Annotated in this window: 15 protein-coding genes; 5 read left to right on the top strand and 10 right to left on the bottom strand. The window is 70.3% G+C overall.

Features of this window, described 5'->3' with window-relative positions; all coding sequences use genetic code 11:
• Positions 1-566: 566 nt before the first annotated feature.
• The 3 genes from phoH2 to EMA17_RS33115 form a co-directional block, all read right to left on the bottom strand.
• Positions 567-1,883, bottom strand: a complete 1,317-nt coding sequence (phoH2, locus tag EMA17_RS33125) for an RNA 5'-3' helicase PhoH2 (protein WP_126640858.1) — start codon at positions 1,881-1,883, stop codon at positions 567-569.
• Positions 1,884-2,174: 291 nt separating this feature from the next.
• Positions 2,175-2,936: an isoprenyl transferase gene (locus EMA17_RS33120; protein WP_078976826.1), complete on the bottom strand. Its 762-nt coding sequence runs from the start codon at positions 2,934-2,936 to the stop codon at positions 2,175-2,177.
• Positions 2,937-3,237: 301 nt separating this feature from the next.
• Positions 3,238-5,040 (bottom strand): phosphoenolpyruvate carboxykinase (GTP), encoded by a 1,803-nt coding sequence (locus EMA17_RS33115; RefSeq protein ID WP_126640857.1) that lies wholly within the window; start codon positions 5,038-5,040, stop codon positions 3,238-3,240.
• Between the two features lie 244 nt (positions 5,041-5,284).
• Between EMA17_RS33115 and trhA the strand changes: the two genes are divergently transcribed.
• The 3 genes from trhA (at position 5,285) to EMA17_RS33100 (ending at position 8,349) form a co-directional block, all read left to right on the top strand.
• Complete coding sequence (gene trhA / locus EMA17_RS33110) at positions 5,285-5,950, top strand: PAQR family membrane homeostasis protein TrhA (RefSeq protein WP_126640856.1); 666 nt, start codon at positions 5,285-5,287, stop codon at positions 5,948-5,950.
• A 175-nt stretch (positions 5,951-6,125) separates the two neighbouring features.
• Positions 6,126-7,748, top strand: coding sequence for an MFS transporter (locus EMA17_RS33105; RefSeq protein ID WP_126640855.1), 1,623 nt, complete (start codon positions 6,126-6,128; stop codon positions 7,746-7,748).
• Complete coding sequence (locus tag EMA17_RS33100; RefSeq protein ID WP_126640854.1) at positions 7,720-8,349, top strand: TetR family transcriptional regulator; 630 nt, start codon at positions 7,720-7,722, stop codon at positions 8,347-8,349. Before EMA17_RS33105 ends, EMA17_RS33100 begins: the two co-directional genes overlap by 29 nt.
• Positions 8,350-8,392: 43 nt before the next feature.
• On the opposite strand, the gene EMA17_RS33095 is transcribed toward EMA17_RS33100, so the two are convergent.
• From EMA17_RS33095 to mca, 3 genes are all read right to left on the bottom strand, one after another.
• A complete protein-coding gene (locus EMA17_RS33095; protein WP_126640853.1) occupies positions 8,393-10,456 on the bottom strand; it encodes a thioredoxin domain-containing protein in 2,064 nt (687 codons plus the stop codon).
• A 37-nt stretch (positions 10,457-10,493) separates the two neighbouring features.
• Positions 10,494-10,715 carry a hypothetical protein gene (locus tag EMA17_RS33090; RefSeq protein WP_126640852.1) on the bottom strand — a complete coding sequence of 74 codons (222 nt, stop codon included), beginning with the start codon at positions 10,713-10,715 and terminating at the stop codon, positions 10,494-10,496.
• A gap of 121 nt (positions 10,716-10,836) precedes the next feature.
• Positions 10,837-11,691 carry a mycothiol conjugate amidase Mca gene (mca, locus tag EMA17_RS33085; protein ID WP_126640901.1) on the bottom strand — a complete coding sequence of 285 codons (855 nt, stop codon included), beginning with the start codon at positions 11,689-11,691 and terminating at the stop codon, positions 10,837-10,839.
• 169 nt (positions 11,692-11,860) lie between these two features.
• Between mca and EMA17_RS33080 the strand changes: the two genes are divergently transcribed.
• Complete coding sequence (locus tag EMA17_RS33080) at positions 11,861-12,247, top strand: DUF4307 domain-containing protein (RefSeq protein WP_078976818.1); 387 nt, start codon at positions 11,861-11,863, stop codon at positions 12,245-12,247.
• Between the two features lie 329 nt (positions 12,248-12,576).
• Positions 12,577-13,074, top strand: coding sequence for a transcription elongation factor GreA (greA, locus tag EMA17_RS33075; protein ID WP_126640851.1), 498 nt, complete (start codon positions 12,577-12,579; stop codon positions 13,072-13,074).
• A gap of 84 nt (positions 13,075-13,158) precedes the next feature.
• Here the strand turns inward: greA and EMA17_RS33070 are convergent, their stop codons facing one another.
• The 4 genes from EMA17_RS33070 to EMA17_RS33055 form a co-directional block, all read right to left on the bottom strand.
• A complete protein-coding gene (locus EMA17_RS33070; protein ID WP_126640850.1) occupies positions 13,159-13,965 on the bottom strand; it encodes an ABC transporter permease in 807 nt (268 codons plus the stop codon).
• Between the two features lie 82 nt (positions 13,966-14,047).
• Positions 14,048-15,079 carry an ATP-binding cassette domain-containing protein gene (locus EMA17_RS33065; RefSeq protein WP_126640849.1) on the bottom strand — a complete coding sequence of 344 codons (1,032 nt, stop codon included), beginning with the start codon at positions 15,077-15,079 and terminating at the stop codon, positions 14,048-14,050.
• A 407-nt stretch (positions 15,080-15,486) separates the two neighbouring features.
• Entirely contained in the window at positions 15,487-16,710 is a 1,224-nt protein-coding gene (gene ilvA / locus EMA17_RS33060; protein WP_126640848.1) for a threonine ammonia-lyase, read from the bottom strand.
• 176 nt (positions 16,711-16,886) lie between these two features.
• Positions 16,887-17,384, bottom strand: coding sequence for a MarR family winged helix-turn-helix transcriptional regulator (locus EMA17_RS33055; protein WP_126640847.1), 498 nt, complete (start codon positions 17,382-17,384; stop codon positions 16,887-16,889).
• Positions 17,385-17,510: the final 126 nt, after the last annotated feature.

Below are 17,510 nucleotides of genomic sequence, written 5' to 3'. Positions count from 1 at the left end.
GGAACCTCGAGAAGCTTCGTGGTGCTCGCTTCGTCTGCCGTCTGGGCGTCGGCGGACGCGGAAACGCCCGTGCCACTGAATCCGACCACGGCGCCAACGGCCGTGACAGCGGTGGCGGACGCCACGGCTATCCCCCGAACCGAGATCCGGCTCACACACGTTCCTTCCGGCAGGCGTGCACCGCGATCCAAGCGGCGAACGGGTCCAACCTCCGGTCTCCCCCGCCCCCTCGGGGGGCGTTTCGGCCTGCGCGCCCGATCGTTCGCCGGGCGCGTGCCGTGGGTGGCGTACAGCAGGTCATGTGTTGAGTTTTCGGGGCCGAACTGTACGCGGAGGTCTTACAAGTCCAGCAGCCTGCCTCAGCCAAACATCGGGAAGCAAATTTCCCGAGACGTGTCGAACATCACAACTCCCGGAATCGCCAAGCCTTTTCCATTTCGTCGCGGACCGTTTCCACCCGGAATATGCGGACACGTCGAAGCCCCGCCGCCGACGTCTGGAAGCAGTCGAGACGTCGCCGACGGGGCCGGTCGAAGCACTCCCCCGGGTCGTTCACCAGGCATCCGTCAGCCCGGCAGGTCCTCCAGCATCTCGGTCACCAGCGCCGCGATCGGCGAGCGCTCGGATCGGGTCAGCGTCACGTGGGCGAACAGCGGATGCCCCTTCAACTTCTCCACCACCGCGACCACTCCGTCGTGTCGACCCACCCGCAGGTTGTCCCGCTGGGCGACGTCGTGGGTGAGCACCACCCGCGAATTGCTGCCGATCCGCGACAGCACGGTCAGCAGCACGTTGCGCTCCAGCGACTGCGCCTCGTCCACGATCACGAACGCGTCGTGCAGCGAACGCCCGCGGATGTGGGTGAGCGGCAGGACCTCCAGCATCCCGCGCGCGACGACCTCCTCGATCACATCCGACGTGGTCACCGCCGACAATGTGTCGAAGACCGCCTGGGCCCAGGGGCTCATCTTCTCGTTCTCGGTGCCCGGCAGATAGCCGAGCTCCTGACCACCCACCGCGTACAGCGGCCGGAAGACCATCACCTTCCGGTGCTGATTGCGCTCCAGGACCGCCTCCAGGCCCGCGCACATCGCCAGCGCCGACTTGCCGGTGCCCGCCCGGCCGCCCAGGGACACGATGCCGATGTCGGGGTCGAGCAACAGATCCAGCGCTATCCGCTGCTCGGCACTGCGCCCGTGCAGACCGAACACGTCGCGGTCGCCGCGCACCAGTCGGACCTGCTTGTCGGCGGTGACCCGACCGAGCGCCTTGCCGCGCTCGGAGACCAGCACGAGACCGGTGTGACAGGGCAGCTCGGCGGCCTGTTCGATGTGTGTGCGGTCGTGCTCGAACAGGGCGTCGATGTCGGCCGAGTCGACCTGGAGTTCGGCCATCCCCGTCCAGCCCGAGGTGTTCACCAGTTCGGCGCGGTACTCCTCCGCGCTCAGCCCCACGGCGGAGGCCTTGACCCGCATCGGGACGTCCTTGGACACCAGCGTCACATCGTGCCCCTCGGCCATGAGGTGCCTGGCCACCGCCAGGATCCGCGAGTCGTTGTCACCCAACCGGAATCCGGGTGGCAACACCGTCGCGTCGATGTGATTGAGCTCCACCCGCAGGGTGCCGCCGGACTCGCCGATCGGCACCGGCGCGTCGAGCCGCCCGTACTGCGTGCGGAGCTCGTCCAGCATCCGCAGCGCGTGCCGGGCGAAGTAGCCCAGCTCCGGGTGGTGCCGCTTGGCCTCCAACTCGGTGATCACGACGACGGGCAGAACCACCTCGTGCTCGTCGAACTTCAAGAGCGCCGACGGATCGGCAAGGAGCACGCTGGTGTCGAGGACATACGTCCGGTGCTGCGGAGCACGGCGTTGGATCGTGGCCACGGAGTGCCTCGCCCCCTCTCAGGGCACGCGCACCGTGCGCCCTGATCGCTCGGAGTCCGGGCCCCGGCCCGAAGGCCGGGTGCCCGACCCTCCTGTCGCCGTGAACAGTGGAGCTTGAAGTGCACGGAAGGGCCTCCCGGGCAGGTGACGGGGTGTCACCCACATATCGCACCGGCCCACATGATGTGCGCCGGCCCGACGGGGTTATGCCCGGCCACGGGGGGTCCAACACAAACCGGATGATCACACACCGGTGGAACCCCTGGTTCCGACAAGCCCGGTGACGAGGCGTCAGGCCCCGTAGCGGCGATGGCGGGCGGAGTAGTCGCGCAACGCCCGGAGAAAGTCGACTTTTCGGAAGTCCGGCCAGAAGGCCTCGCAGAAGTAGAACTCCGAATGCGCACTCTGCCACAACAGGAAGCCGGACAACCGCTGTTCACCCGAGGTTCGGATGACCAGGTCCGGATCGGGCTGCCCGCGCGTGTACAGATGCTCCGCGATGTGCTCGACGTCGAGCACCTCGGCCAACTCCTCGATCGAGGTGCCCTTGCCGGCGTGCTCGACCAGCAGCGAGCGCACCGCGTCGGCGATCTCGTGCCGTCCGCCGTAGCCGACCGCGACGTTGACGAAGACGCCGGTCAGGTCGGCGGTCTCGGCCTCGGATCGTTTGAGCACCTCGCGCGTGTGTTCGGGCAGCAGGTCGAGCGCGCCCACCGGGTGCACCCGCCAGCGCCGCGCGGCGGCCAGGTCGGTGACCGCGTTCTCGATGATCACCATCAGGTCGGCCAGCTCGTCGGGCGGCCGGTTGAGGTTGTCGGTGGACAGCAGCCACAGGGTGACGACCTCGACGCCGACCTCTTCACACCAGGTGAGCAGCTCGTGGATCTTGTCGGCGCCCTTGCGGTGTCCCTCGGCGACCTGCTCGCCGTACGCCTTCGCCCAGCGGCGGTTGCCGTCGAGGATCACGCCGACGTGACGCGGTATCACCGTACGGTCGAGCGACGCCTCGATGCGCTTGCCGTACGCGCCGTATGCGAGGTCCCGCAGGCCCATGTCCACCTGCTCCTCCGTCCGTGATCACCCGCGCCGAAAACCCTACTCCCGTCCGACGCCCGCTCGATCTCACGCGGCGGAGGACAGGCGTGAAGATGCGGTGAAGGTCGGCCCGCGAACGGCGTGTCGCGCCACGACACGTGCTTCGGGGCCGGCCGGGTCCCGGCCGGGGAAGGATCCGGTCGAAACGCCGAGGGCCCGGCGGGAGGAGATCCCGCCGGGCCCGGAGCGTACCGGTATTTTGACGTCGAGTCAGCTCACCGTCGGCTCGTCGACCGCCCGATGTGGGCGTACGGCCGGCTCAGCCGTCGAGTCGCGCGACCAGCTTGTTGTACTCGTCCCACAGACCCCGCGGGGTGTGCGTGCCGAACTTCTCCAGGTGCTCGGGGACCAGTGCGGCCTCCTGCTTCCAGATCTCCCGGTCCACGCTCAGCAGCAGGTCCAGCTCCGCGTCGCTCAGGTCCAGACCCTTGAGGTCCAGCGATTCGCGCGTGGGCAGTACGCCGATCGGGGTGTCCACGCCGTCGGCGAGCCCTTCCAGGCGCTCGACGATCCACTTGAGCACCCGGCTGTTCTCCCCGAAGCCCGGCCACACGAACTTGCCGTCCGCGTCCTTGCGGAACCAGTTCACGTAGTAGATCTTCGGCAGCTTGTCCGCCGAGGTCGCCTGGCCGATGTCCAGCCAGTGCGCCATGTAGTCGCCCATGTTGTAGCCACAGAACGGCAACATCGCGAACGGGTCGCGGCGCAGTTCGCCCACCGTGCCCTCGGCGGCGGCGGTCTTCTCCGAGGCGACGTTCGCGCCGAGGAAGACACCGTGCTGCCAGTCGAAGGACTCGGTCACCAGCGGCACCGCGCTGGCCCGGCGGCCACCGAAGAGGATCGCCGATATCGGCACGCCCTTCGGGTCCTCCCACTCCGGCGCGATCGTCGGGCACTGGGCGGCCGGGACGGTGAAGCGCGCGTTGGGGTGGGCGGCGGGGGTCTCCGACTCGGGCGTCCAGTCGTTGCCCTTCCAGTCGATCAGGTGTGCCGGCGGCTCCTCCGTCATGCCCTCCCACCAGACGTCGTTGTCGTCGGTGAGCGCGACGTTGGTGAAGACCGAGTTGCCCCACATGGTCTTCATCGCGTTGGCGTTGGTGTGCTCGCCGGTGCCCGGCGCGACCCCGAAGAAGCCCGCCTCGGGGTTGATCGCGTACAGCCGGCCGTCCTCGCCGAACCGCATCCACGCGATGTCGTCGCCGACGGTCTCCACGGTCCAGCCGGGAATGGTCGGCTCGAGCATCGCGAGGTTGGTCTTGCCACACGCGGAGGGGAAGGCGGCGGCGATGAACTTCGGCTCGGCGCCCGAGGGAGGCGTGAGCTTCAGGATCAGCATGTGCTCGGCCATCCAGCCCTCGTCGCGCGCCATGACCGACGCGATCCGGAGCGCGTAGCACTTCTTGCCGAGCAGGGCGTTGCCGCCGTAGCCCGAACCGAAGGACCAGATCTCCCGGTCCTCGGGGAAGTGCGTGATGTACTTCTCGGTGTTGCACGGCCACGGCACGTCCGCCTCGCCCTCGGCGAGCGGTGCCCCGACGGTGTGCACGGCCCTGACGAACTCGCCGTCGGTGCCCAGGTGGTCCAGGACCGCCTGCCCCATGCGAGTCATCGTGCGCATCGACACCGCGACGTAGGCGGAGTCGGTGATCTCGACGCCGTAGGCGGCCAGCGGCGAGCCGACCGGACCCATGCAGAACGGCACCACGTACATCGTGCGACCACGCATCGAACCGGCGAACAGCCCGTCGAGCCTGGAACGCATCTCGGCCGGGGCTATCCAGTTGTTGGTCGGACCCGCGTCCTCCTCCTTTTCGGAGCAGATGAAGGTCCGGTCCTCGACGCGCGCGACGTCCCGAGGGTCGGACGTCGCGTAGTAGCTGTTGGGGCGCTTGTTCTCGTCGAGCTTGCGGAAGGTGCCCTTCTCGACGAGGAGGTCGGCGAGGCGCTGGTACTCCTCTTCCGAACCGTCACACCATTCGATTCGGTCGGGCTCGGTCAGCCGGGCGATCTCGCTCACCCAGTCGAGCAGCTGCCTGTGTTTCGTCGGGACCTCGTTGGCCACGATCGCTCCATTTCGCGCCCGGGACGGCGAGTCCCCGGCGTCGGGTTGAGGGTTGCGGGGATTTTATCCGGTCGGTCGAACACGGAACCGTCCGGGATCGGGCCCCCACCTGGAAGTTGTGCCCCGTCCCGGACCGAAAACCCCAAAGACGTGCGCTTTCGCGCCCCTCCGGGACAAGATCTCCCGTGATGCGTCTCACTCCGTACTTACCGGTAACTTACGTCGGCGTAAGTACACTCTGCGCATGAGTGTGGACGCACATGGCTTCACGGCGCCCTTGTCGCCCATCAAACCCAGGCTCCGCGGATGGATCCACGCGGGCACCTTCCCTCTGGCGGTGGCCGCGGGCATAGTCCTGGTCGCACTGTCCGACGACGCCAAGTCCCGCGTCGCGTGCGGCGTGTTCGCACTGACCGCGGCGATGCTCTTCGGCACGTCCGGGGTGTACCACCGCGGCAACTGGGGACCGCGCGGCGAGGCGGTGTTGCGGCGGCTCGATCACGCCAACATCTTCCTGATCATCGCGGGCACCTACACCCCGTTGACCATCCTATTGCTGGGCAAAAGCGATCAAATACTGCTGTGGGCGGTGTGGATCGGGGCACTCGCCGGCATCGGTTTCCGGGTCTTCTGGATCGGCGCGCCCCGCTGGCTCTACACCCCGATCTATGTCGTGCTCGGCTGGGCGGCGGTGTTCTACCTGCCCGAGTTCATGCGCGAGGGCGGCGTCGCGGTGGTGGTCCTGGTGATCGTCGGCGGCGTGCTCTACAGCCTCGGCGCGGTGGTCTACGGGATCAAGCGGCCCAACCCGTCGCCGCAGTGGTTCGGCTTCCACGAGGTCTTCCACGCCTTCACGCTGCTCGCGTTCGCGAGCCACTTCGTCGCCGTCGCGCTGGTCGCGCTCGGCTGACCCGACCCCACACTCGTCGGCCCGAAGGCCCGCCACTCCCCCGGGAGTTGCGGGCCTTCGGGCTTTTCCGGATTTTCCCCCGAGCTTGGGCTGCCCTTTGCCGAGAAAAGTGACTGCCGCTGACTTTTGAGAGCTACTGTCATAAAGTAGAAGCACTCAATAGGAGGTAGATGTCATGCAAGCGACGACGGGCGAGCCGACCCGCGCGACCGAGGCCGAGGGGCCGCCGGACCCGAGGCGGTGGTGGGCGTTGGGGGCGCTGGTGGTCGGACTCCTGGTGGTCGGCCTGGACACCACGATCATCAACGTGGCGATGCCGACGATGAGCGACCGATTGGGCGCGAGCACGGGCGACCTCCAGTGGATCGCCGACTCCTACATCGTGGTGTTCGCGGCGCTGATGCTCCCGGCCGGACTGATCGGCGACCGCTACGGCCGGCGGCGCTTCCTGCTGGTCGGGCTCGCCGTGTTCGGCGTCGGCTCGGTGGTCGGCGCGCTCGTCGGCTCGGTCGAGGGGGTGATCGCGGCCCGCGCGCTGATGGGCGTCGGCGGCGCGTTCATCATGCCGCTGTCGTTGTCCATCCTGCCCTCGCTCTTCCCCGCCGCCGAGCGCGGCCGGGCGATCTCGATCTGGGCCGCGAGCACCGCGCTCGGCATCCCGCTCGGGCCGATCCTGGGCGGGCTGCTCCTGGAGCACTTCTGGTGGGGCTCGGTGTTCCTGATCAACATCCCGATGGTCGGGCTCGCCCTGCTGGTCTGCGGAGTCCTGCTGCCGGTCTCCCGCTCCGCCGAGGCGCCCAGGGTGGACGTCGCGGTCACGGTCCTGGTGACCGCCGCGCTGACCACGCTGATCTTCGCGGTGATCGAGGCGCCCGAGTGGGGCTGGGGCGACGCCCGCGTGCTCACCCTGTTCGGCGCGGCGGTGCTGCTCGCGGCGAGCGTGGCGGTGCGCGAGAGCCGGGCCCGGCGACCGATGATCGACTTCGGGCTCTTCCGCGACCGCAACTTCCGGTGGGCCACGATCTCCGCGCTGGTGCCGTCCTTCGCCATGTCGGGCGTGTTGTTCCTGGTCCCGCAGCGGTTCCAGGGGGTCGACGGAAACAGTGCGCTGGGCACCGGTCTGCGGCTGTTGCCGCTGCTCGGCGGGCTGTTCGTGACCGCGCTGGCGAGCGACAAGGTCGCGCCGCGATTCGGTTACAAGGTGGTCATCCCGAGCGGGATGTTCGTGCTCGGCTGCGGGCTGCTGCTGGGGGCGACCGGCTCGGCCGACGACGGCTACGGGTGGACGGCCTGCTGGCTGGCGTTGACGGGGATGGGCCTCGGATTGTCCCTGGTGCCCGCGATGGACGCGGTGATGGCGGGCGTCGCGCCGGAGCGGGCCGGGATGGGGTCGGCCCTGGTGCAGACCCTGCGCCAGGTCGCGGGCGCGCTCGGGGTGGCCATCCTGGGCAGCGTGCTCGCGTCGACCTACGTGGACCGGATCGACACGGGCGGGCGTCCCGCACCGGTCGCCGACACCGCGCGCGAGTCGATCGGCGGCGCGGCCAAGGTGGCCGGCCGCGGCGCCGACCCCGCGCTGCTCGACTCGGCCCGCGACGCGTTCGTGCACGGCATGGACCTGAGCCTGCTGATCTGCGGCGTCACGACGCTGGTGCTGGCCGCCGCGGTGGCGGTCTTCCTGCCCCGCCGCGCCGCGACGACCCCGGCGCCGACGGGCGGCGCGGGCGGACCGGGAGGAGACGGCGCGGGCGGACCGGGAGAATCGGACCATGACCGCGAAGGAGTCCTCCATCCCTGACCTGCCCGTCGCCCCCGCGGGGCTGCGCGAGCGCAAGAAGATCAAGACCCGGCGGGCGATCCGCCGCGAGGCCTATCGGCTCTTTCGCGAGCACGGCTACGACGCGACCACCGTGGACCAGATCGCCGAGGCCGCGGAGATCTCGCCGAGCACCTTCTTCCGCTACTTCCCGAGCAAGGAGGACGTCGTGCTCACCGACGAGTACGACCCGCTGCTCGTGGAGATCCTGCGCAGCGCCCCCGAGGGCACCAACCTGATCCGGATCGTGCGCACCGGCGTGCTGGAGGTGCTGCGGCGGATCATGCGCGAGGAGCGCGAGGAGATGGTCACCCGGATGTCCCTCGTGGTCGGCGTGCCGGCGCTCCGGCGGCGCAGCTACGAACAGCAGATGGAGTCGTGGAACCTGGTGGCCGAGACGTACGCCGCCCGGACCGGGCGCTCGGCGCACGACTTCGACCTCCGGGTGGCCGTCTCGTCGATCAACGCGGCGATGTCGGTGGCGATCCTGACCTGGGCGGAGAGCGGCTGCGTCGGGGATCCGACCGTGCCGGTGGACCGGGCGCTGGGGATCCTGGAGGCGGGGTTGCGGGACGGACCCTGATGCCGGCCCGGTCCCCGCCCGGGCCGGGCGGGGACCGGCGGGTTCAGGCTCGGGCGACCGCCTTGGCCAGGACCTGGTCGGCCAGCTGCTCCGGGTCGGTCACCGGGGCGTCGCAGGTGAAGTGCCGACACACGTACGCCGCCGGCCTGCCGCCCACCGGCGTGCGGTCGCGCAGCAGCGGCACCGGCGGGTCCTCGGCCGGGTCGCCCATCGCGACCACGGCGCCGGGCGCGGTGGTCATCAGCGCGGTCAGGTAGAGCGCCCAGGTCGCGTCGTCGTCGCGCGGGCCGACCACGGCGATCTCGCGCGGGCCGTCCAGCCACGCCTCGGCGACCGCCAGGCCCCAGCCGATCCCGCGCGGCGTCCGGGCCGCCAGCATCCGGACCACGCCGAGCGCGCGTCCGGCGGCCTCGCGGTGTTCGGCCGAGCCCAGATACGCCGCGTAGCCGAGCAGGGCGCCGGCCGCGCCGGTCCAGCCCGAGGGGGTGACCCCGTCGGTGGGGTCCTGCGGGCGGCGGAACAGCTCCTCCGCGTCGTCGGCGGTGTCGTACAGCGCGCCGCTCTCGTCCACGAAGTGCCCGAGGATCACGTCCACGAGCACCCCGGCGAAGGTCAGCCACGCGTCGTCGGTGGTCACCGCGTACAGCGCCAGGAACCCCTCGGCCACGTCGGCGTAGTCCTCCAGGACCCCGGCGTTCGGCCCGGGCCGGCCGTCGCGGGAGGTGCGCACCAGCCGGTCGCCCAGCTCGTCGTCCTCGTCGCCGCCCAGGTGCACCGCGACCAGCAGGTCGGCCGCCGCGAGCGCGGCGTCGAGCAGGTCCGGGCGGGAGAACAGGGTGCCGGCCTCGGCCAACGCGGCGATCGTGAGCCCGTTCCACGCGGCCACGACCTTGTCGTCGCGCCCCGGCCGCTCCCGCTTCCCGCGCGCGGCCAGCAACTTCGCCCGGACATCGGTCAGTCGCTCGAAGTCCTCGGGGTCGTCGACCAGTCGCAGCACCGACCGCCCGTGCTCGAAGGTGCCCTCCTCGGTCACCGCGAACACGTCGGCCGCCCACGCGCCGTCCTCGGCGCCCAGCACCTCGACCAGTTCGGCCGGGGTCCACACGTAGAACGCGCCCTCCACGGAGTGGCCCTCGGCGTCCACGCTGTCCGCGTCCAACGCGGAGGCGAACGCGCCCTCGGGGGTCCGCAGTTCGCGCACCACGAAGTCGGCGGTCTGCAGCGCGATCCGGCGGGCGAACTCGCTGCCCGTGGCCCGCCACAGGTGGGTGTAGACCCGGATCAGCTGGGCGTTGTCGTAGAGCATCTTCTCGAAGTGCGGCACCACCCACGCCTCGTCCACCGAGTAGCGCGCGAAGCCGCCGCCGAGCTGGTCGTAGAGGCCGCCGCGGGCCATCGCCTCGCAGGTCTCCTGGACGATGCCCAGGGCCGCCTCGGACTCGGTCCTGGCGTGGTGGCGCAGCAGGAACTCGAGCACCATCGACGGCGGGAACTTGGGCGCGTGGCCGAACCCGCCGTGCGCGGTGTCGTATTCGCGCGCGAGCAGGCTCAGCGCCGCGTCCAGTTCCTCGGCGGTCGGCGCCGCGCCGTCGGTGTACAACTCGCGCGGGGCGGCCAGGGAGGCGGCGATCTGGGTGCCGGTGCGACGCACCTCGTCGTTGCGGTCGTTCCAGGCGGCCTTGACCGCGTGCAGCAGTTGGCGGAACGAGGGCATGCCCTGGCGGGCCTCGTTCGGGTAGTAGGTACCGCAGTGGAACGGCTCGCCGTCGGGGGTGGCGAACACGGTCATCGGCCAGCCGCCCTGGCCGCCGTTCAGCGCGACCGTGGCCTCCATGTAGACCGCGTCCACGTCGGGGCGTTCCTCGCGGTCGACCTTGACCGCCACGAAGCCGGCGTTGACGATCGCGGCGGTGGCCTCGTCCTCGAAGGACTCGTGGGCCATCACGTGACACCAGTGGCAGGCGCTGTACCCGACGCTGAGCAGGATCGGCACATCCCGACGACGCGCCTCCGCGAACGCCTCCTCCCCCCACGGCCACCACTCGACGGGATTGTCGGCGTGCTGCAGCAGGTAGGGCGACGTGGACCCGGCGAGACGATTCGGCATGACGTCATCCTCGCAGGGCCGCCGTGCGCGGGACCGCTCAGGCGACGGGCGCGCCGTTGTCTTCCTTCTTCTGCGCCGCGCCGGTCCGCGCCGGGTCGGTCGGGTTGGGGCTTTCGTCGAAGTCGACGCGCTTGAGCCGCGTGTTCATCGACTTCAGCAGCAGCCAGGTGGCGACCGCCAGGAACGCGACCACCACGAATCCGAGCAGGCCGGGCGTGACCTTGCTTTCCTCGACCGCGAGCTGGACCGCGAGCGACATGACGAACTACCTCCTGGATCGGAACCCCTCGGTGTCAAGAGTGACATCCGATCGCCGGAACGTATGCACCGAGGGCCCGGAAAGTCGCTCCCGGGCCCTCGCGCGTATCGATCGCCGCCGCCTACCGGCGCACGCCCACCCGGACACCCGCGAACAGGTCGTCCTCGGGCAGGTCGGTGTCCACCAGCGACCGCACCAGCTCGTAGTCCTCCGTCGGCCACACCTCGCGCTGCACCGAGATCGGCACCCGGAACCAGAAGCCGTCCGGGTCCACCTGGGTGGCGTGCGCGGTCAGCGCCCGGTCCCGGGTCTCGAACCAGTCGGCGCACGGCACACGGGTGGTGATGTCGCGCTCGTCCCGGTCGCCCCAGCGCTCCAGCCATTCGCCGTAGGGGGACTCCAGGCCGCGCTTTTGCATGCCCTCGTGCAGCGCCTCGATCCGCGCCCGGGAGATGCCCTGGTTGTAGTACAGCTTCAGCGGCTGCCACGGCTCGCCGGCGCCCGGGTAGGCGTCCGGGTCGCCCGCGGCGTCGAACGCCACCATGGTGATCTTGTGCGTCTGGATGTGGTCCGGGTGCGGGTAGCCGCCGTTCTCGTCGTACGTGGTGATCACGTGCGGACGGAACTCGCGGATCAGCCGGACCAGCGGCTCGGCCGCCTTGTCCACGTCGAGGAGGGCGAAGCAGCCCTCCGGGAGCGGCGGCAGCGGGTCGCCCTCGGGCAGTCCCGAGTCCTCCCAGCCCAGCCAGGCCTGCTCCACGCCCAGGATCTCGCGGGCCGCGTCCATCTCCTTGCGGCGCACCTCGTGGATGTTCGCCTCGATCTCCGGGTCGCCCTGGAGAGCGGGGTTCAGTACCGAGCCGCGTTCGCCGCCGGTACAGGTCGCGACGAGGACCTCGGCCCCCTCGGCGACATAGCGGGCCATCGTGGCCGCGCCCTTGCTCGACTCGTCGTCGGGGTGCGCGTGCACCGCCATCAGCCTCAGTCGATCGTCACTCACCGGAACGTCGCTCCTCATCCGTGCCCCGTGTCCCGGCCGCCGGGTGAACCGCCGGGACCTGTAGAGGGCCGCTCTTGCACCCGACATATAGTGGCCGATAGATCTCGCCCGGGCACAAACCCGGGCCCGTCCCGCAGGAGACCCGGTGAGCGCAACGCCCGTCACCCGTTACGGCAAGGGCGCCACCCGAAGCGATCGCAAACTGCGGATCGCGTTCGCGGTCTTCATGGTGGTACTCGTGGCCGGGACGGTGTGGATCGGCCTCGATGTGGCGAACCCCGGCGTGCGCGGGTCTATTCCGAGCTTCCGGGTGACCTCGGATTCCTCCGTGGAGGCCCAGGTCGAGATCCGCAAGGACGCCGACAAGGAAGCCGTCTGCGTACTGCGCTCGCGCGATCGCGACGGCGCCGAGGTCGGTCGCCGCGAACTGCGGTTCGCCAAGGGCGAGAAGCACATCGAGCGCACGGAGACACTCCAGACGGCGGGCAAACCGAACACCGCCGAACTGGAGAACTGTCACACCGTCGGTTGACCGACGCGGCCCGCGCCGCACCGACCGAAGCTCCGCGCCGCACCCGCCGCCTCCCGCGGGCGCCCCCGCCGCACCCGCCGGTGTCGCATGTCACCCGGACTCGTGTGACTGCCCCCGACGGCGGGAGATTGTTACTCTCGAAGCTTCGTCCCCTCACGACCCGAGGTGTTCACACCGCGGACGGTGAGGGGGCGCTGGTATATGTGACCCCCTCCGCCGCCGGGGCCCGCCCGGGCGGCGCGGGGGTCGTGTGTACCTCTTTCGTACGCACCGTGTATTCCGTACGCACCGTGTACGCACCCCCGTCGCAAACCTACGAGGAGCACCCCGTGACCCAGACCAGCGAAAGCGTCACCTGGCTCACCCAGGAGGCGTACGACCGGCTGAAGGCCGAGCTGGAAGACCTGTCGGGTCCCGGCCGTGCCGAGATCGCCGTGAAGATCGAAGAGGCCCGCCAGGAAGGCGACCTCAAGGAGAACGCGGGCTACCACGCGGCCAAGGAGGAGCAGGGCAAGCAGGAGTTGCGCATTCGCCAGCTCATCGGCCTGCTCCAGAACGCCAAGGTCGGCGAGGCGCCCGCGGACGACGGCGTCGTCGAGCCCGGCATGGTCGTGACCGTCGTCTTCGACGGCGACAAGGACGACCCCACCACCTTCCTGCTCGGCTCGCGCGAGGACGCCGTGACCGACATCGAGGTCTACTCGCCCCAGTCCCCGCTGGGCAAGGCGATCAACGGCAAGACCATCGGCCACCAGGCCAGCTTCGCGTTGCCGAACGGCAAGACCACCAGTGTCGAGGTCGTGGACGCCAAGCCCTACCGGGGCTGAGCACCGACGCGACACGGCCCGGTCCCCGCGTGGGGGACCGGGCCGGCCGTGTTCTTCGAGGGTGTGCGGCGCTCGGCGCTCGGGTCAGGAGACCGCGGACCGGTACTTGCGCACCGCCAGCGTGCGGAACAGCGCGACGATCAGCACCGACCACAGCAGCGAGGCCCACACCGGGTGCTGCATCGGCCAGGCGTCGGACTGCACGACGCCCGGCGAGCCGAACAACACCCGTGCGGCCTGCACCGTGGCGCTGAACGGGTTCCAGTCGGCGATGTGTCGCACCCAGGGCGTCATCTGCGACGAGTCCACGAAGGCGTTCGAGATGAACGTGACCGGGAACAGCCAGATGATCCCGCCCGAGGTCGCCGCCTCCGGGGTGCGCACCGACAGGCCGATCAGCGCGCCGATCCAGGTGAACGCGTAGCCCAGGAGGAGGAGCAGGCCGAAACCGGCCAGGATGCGCGCGGCGTTGGTCGACTCGGCCGTGCCGGTCCGCCAGCCCACCATCAGCGCGACGGCCGCGAGGATGATCAGGGTGAGGGCCGTCTGCACGAGGTCGGCGACGGTACGGCCGGTCAGTACGGCACCACGCGCCATCGGCAACGACCGGAACCGGTCCATCAGCCCCTTCTGCGCGTCGTCCGCGATGCCGGCCGCCGATCCCGCCGTGGCGAAGGTGACGGTCTGCGCGAAGATGCCCGGCATCAGGAAGTCCTTGTAGACGTCCGGGTCGGTGGTATCGCCGATCTTCATCGAACCGCCGAAGACGTACGTGAACAACACCACGAACATCACCGGTTGAATGATCCCGAACAGGACCATCTCGGGAATCCGGGTCATCCGGATCAGATTCCTGCGCGCGATGACCCAGGAGTCGGCCACCATGCTCATACGACGCACTCCTTTGCGGACGTCGCCGCGGACGCCGTGCACGGCACGGTCGTCGGTACGGACACTCGGGTCGGCACGGCCATCAGTGCTTCACCGCCTTGCCGCGACCGCGCTGCGGAGCGGCCTCGCTCTGCTCTTCGTCGTCGCCTTCGCCGCCGGCGTTGCCGTCCTCGGTCTCCGCCGCATGCCCGGTGAGGGTGATGAACACGTCGTCGAGGGTGGGTCGACGCAACCCGATGTCGTCGATCTCGATGCCGCGGGCGTCCAGTTCCCGGATGACCTCGGCGAGCAGCTTGGCGCCGCCTATGACGGGGACGGTGATCCGGCGCTGGAGCTTGACCACGCCCAACTCGCCCTTGCCGAACCCGGCCAGCATCTCGGTGGCCTCGGTGAGTCGTTCCTGGTCGTGCACGACCACCTCGACCCGCTCGCCGCCGACCTTGGCCTTGAGTTCGTCGGCGGTGCCGCGCGCGATCACCTTGCCGTGGTCGACCACGGCGATGTCGTGCGCGAGGTGGTCGGCCTCCTCCAGATACTGCGTGGTCAGCAGCAACGTGGTGCCGTCGGAGACCAGTTCCTCGATCACCCGCCACAGCGCCATGCGGTTGCGCGGGTCCAGGCCGGTGGTCGGCTCGTCCATGAACATCACCGGCGGGCTGACCACCAGGGCCGCCGCCAGGTCGAGCCGGCGGCGCATCCCGCCGGAGTAGGTCTTGGCGGGCCGATCGCCCGCGTCGGCCAGGTCGAACTGGGCCAGCAGTTCGTCGGCACGACGTTTGGCGTCGCGCCCGCTGAGCTGGTACAGCTCGCCGACCATCCGCAGGTTCTCCCGGCCGGTCAGATATTCGTCCACGGCGGCGAACTGCCCGGACAGACCGATCGAGCGGCGGACCTCGTTGGGGTTCTTGAGCACGTCGTGACCGGCCACCACGGCTCGCCCCGAGTCGGGTTTGAGCAGTGTGGTCAGTACGCGTACGCATGTCGTCTTGCCTGCGCCGTTCGGGCCGAGCAGACCGAGGACGGTGCCTGTGGGCACACTCACGTCCACGCCGTCGAGCGCTCGGACCGAGCCGAAGGTCTTGACCAGACCTTCGGCGACGATCGCTTCCTGCATGTCGGTGGATCACTCCTCGTGCGGGTGGGGCAGGGGGGTGGGGCCGCGGTCGGATGGATCGATTGAGATCTCCACCATGCGCCCAAACACAGCGAGTGTGCGACCGCATTTCACCGGAGAAGCGACTCTGCGTGACCGACCGACGGCACTCGCGTCATCGGTCGGTCGCTTCGACGGCGCCGACCCGGTCCGGGTCCCGCACGGCCGCATCCCCCGTGGACGGGCATGGCTCGTGCGTCGAGCCAAGCACACCGCACCGACAATCGCCGTACCCGCACGCCGGGAGGGCGCACGGGCACGCTCGTTCGGACCCGGCGGCCCGGCTCCGGCGGACGCGTGGCTCGCGGTCGGCGCCCGCCGGTCTCCCGCGTCGTGCGGTCGGCTCCCGCCGATCCCGTGCCTCGTGGTCAGCTCTTGCTGACCGTGTACCCCGCGCCGTACAGCGCCTCCACCACGGCCGCGCAGTGGCTGCGGCCCTTGGTCTCCAGTTGCAGGTCCACGTCCGCCTCGCCGACGCGCAGCGTGGCGTCGGTGCGTACGTGCGACACCGCCGCGATGTTGGCGTCGGTCTCCGCCAACCGGCCGAGCAGGGTGGCCAGCGCGCCCGGGCTGTCGGGGATCCGCACGCGCAGCGAGAGGTAGCGGCCGGCCGAGGCCAGGCCGTGCCGCAATACCCGCAACATCAGCAGCGGGTCCACATTGCCGCCGGACAACACCGCGACCACCGGGCCCTCGATCGGCTCGCCGACCTCGAGCAGTGCCGCCACCGACGCGGCGCCGGCCGGTTCGACCACCAGCTTGGCCCGCTCCATGCACAGCAGCAGCGCCTGGGACAGGGACTCCTCGCCGACGGTCCGGATCGCGTCGGTGTGCTCGCGGATCAGCCCGAAGGGCACCTCGCCGGGGCGGCCGACCGCGATCCCGTCGGCCATGGTGCCGAACGAGGGCAGCGACACCGGGGCACCGGCGGCGAGCGAGGGCGGGTAGGCGGCGGCGGACGCGGCCTGTACGCCGATCACCTTGACGTCGGGGCGAAGTGCCTTGACGGCCACGGAGATTCCGGCCAGCAGGCCACCGCCGCCGGTGCCCACGAGGATGGTCTTGACCTCGGGGCACTGCTCCAGGATCTCCAGGCCGACGGTGCCCTGGCCGGCCACCACGTCGCGGTGGTCGAAGGGGTGGATGAACACCGCGCCGGTCTCGTCCGCGTGGGCGCGCGCGGCGGCGAGCGCGTGTTCGACGTTGTCCCCGCCGAGGATCACCTCGGCGCCGTAGGAACGGGTCGCGGCGACCTTGGGCAGCGGCGCGCCGGCCGGCATGAACACGGTGGACGCGACGCCGAGGGTGCGGGCCGCGAGCGCGACGCCCTGCGCGTGGTTGCCGGCGCTGGCGGCGACCACACCCCGGGCCCGCTCGGCGTCCGACAGTCCCGCGATCCGCACGTAGGCACCGCGGATCTTGAACGACCCGGTGCGCTGGAGGTTCTCGCACTTGAGGTGAACGGGTGTGCCGACACGGTCGGTCAGCGCCCGACAGGGCCGTATCGGCGTCTCGCGGACGACACTTTCCAACATCTTCCGCGCGAGGCGGATGTCGTGGAGATTCACCACGTCCGAGGCAGGGCTGCTCATACGCCGAGTGTCGCACCAACCGCCCGTGCGCATCCGTCGGGTGTCACGTTGCCCGGGCGCCCCACCGATCGCCCGCTTCCCCACCGTTGCGCGCGAGCGACGAGCGGCCCCGCGCCGGGCGGCCGGCCCACGACGCGCGACGAACGGCGGGTGCGCCGGGGCGCGGGGAGCGCGGGTCAGGAGTCCGACGCGGTGCGGTTTTGGCGGCGTTCCATGCTGGCGTTGAATCTGGTGAGGAGGGCGGTGAAGCGTTCGCGGTCGTCCAGGCTCCAGCCTTCGCAGATTTCGGCCATCAGGCGTTGTCGGGCGTTTCGGACCTGGTGGAGGCGGTCGCGGCCCTCGGTGGAGAGTTCGAGGAGGACCGCGCGGCCGTCGTCCGGGTTGGGAACCCGGTCCACCAGGCCCTGTTCGACCAGCGGGGTGACCTGGCGGGTCACCGTGGACGAGTCGATCGTCATGGCCTGCGCAAGGGCCTTGACGCCCATCGGGCCGCCCAGCTCCAACCGGCCGAGCAGCAGGTAGGCCGCGCGGTCCATCGAGTTGCGCAGTTCGCCGACGGCACCGAGGCGGGTCTGTTCGGCGCGCCGCGCGAAGAGGGCCACCTCGTGCTGCAGGCGGTCGTAGAGCGGGTCCGCAGAGCCGGTGGGGTCGATCGGGTCCTGTTCCGGTGTCATCGCCGCTCGTTCGTAGGTCCGATGTGATCCCCCGAGGATATTGCGCGGACCGGGATCACCGGGCCCCGACGGGACGATTCCACCCCGCAATGACGCCGAGCGTTTTACCGTGGCCACAACGGGGTG

Source organism: Embleya hyalina (assembly GCF_003967355.1).
GTDB lineage: Bacteria > Actinomycetota > Actinomycetes > Streptomycetales > Streptomycetaceae > Embleya > Embleya hyalina.
The sequence above is the reverse complement of the archived record's forward strand: the minus strand, read 5'-3'. Positions and strand labels throughout refer to the sequence as shown.

Excerpts from the sequence above, each read along its gene's own strand:
- EMA17_RS33120 (WP_078976826.1), bottom strand. The coding sequence starts at position 2,936 with ATGGGCCTGCGGGACCTCGCATACGGCGCGTACGGCAAGCGCATCGAG.
- trhA (WP_126640856.1), top strand. The coding sequence starts at position 5,285 with ATGAGTGTGGACGCACATGGCTTCACGGCGCCCTTGTCGCCCATCAAA.
- EMA17_RS33105 (WP_126640855.1), top strand. The coding sequence starts at position 6,126 with ATGCAAGCGACGACGGGCGAGCCGACCCGCGCGACCGAGGCCGAGGGG.
- EMA17_RS33100 (WP_126640854.1), top strand. The coding sequence starts at position 7,720 with ATGACCGCGAAGGAGTCCTCCATCCCTGACCTGCCCGTCGCCCCCGCG.
- EMA17_RS33095 (WP_126640853.1), bottom strand. The coding sequence starts at position 10,456 with ATGCCGAATCGTCTCGCCGGGTCCACGTCGCCCTACCTGCTGCAGCAC.
- EMA17_RS33090 (WP_126640852.1), bottom strand. The coding sequence starts at position 10,715 with ATGTCGCTCGCGGTCCAGCTCGCGGTCGAGGAAAGCAAGGTCACGCCC.
- mca (WP_126640901.1), bottom strand. The coding sequence starts at position 11,691 with ATGGCGGTGCACGCGCACCCCGACGACGAGTCGAGCAAGGGCGCGGCC.
- EMA17_RS33070 (WP_126640850.1), bottom strand. The coding sequence starts at position 13,965 with ATGAGCATGGTGGCCGACTCCTGGGTCATCGCGCGCAGGAATCTGATC.
- EMA17_RS33065 (WP_126640849.1), bottom strand. The coding sequence starts at position 15,079 with ATGCAGGAAGCGATCGTCGCCGAAGGTCTGGTCAAGACCTTCGGCTCG.
- ilvA (WP_126640848.1), bottom strand. The coding sequence starts at position 16,710 with ATGAGCAGCCCTGCCTCGGACGTGGTGAATCTCCACGACATCCGCCTC.
- EMA17_RS33055 (WP_126640847.1), bottom strand. The coding sequence starts at position 17,384 with ATGACACCGGAACAGGACCCGATCGACCCCACCGGCTCTGCGGACCCG.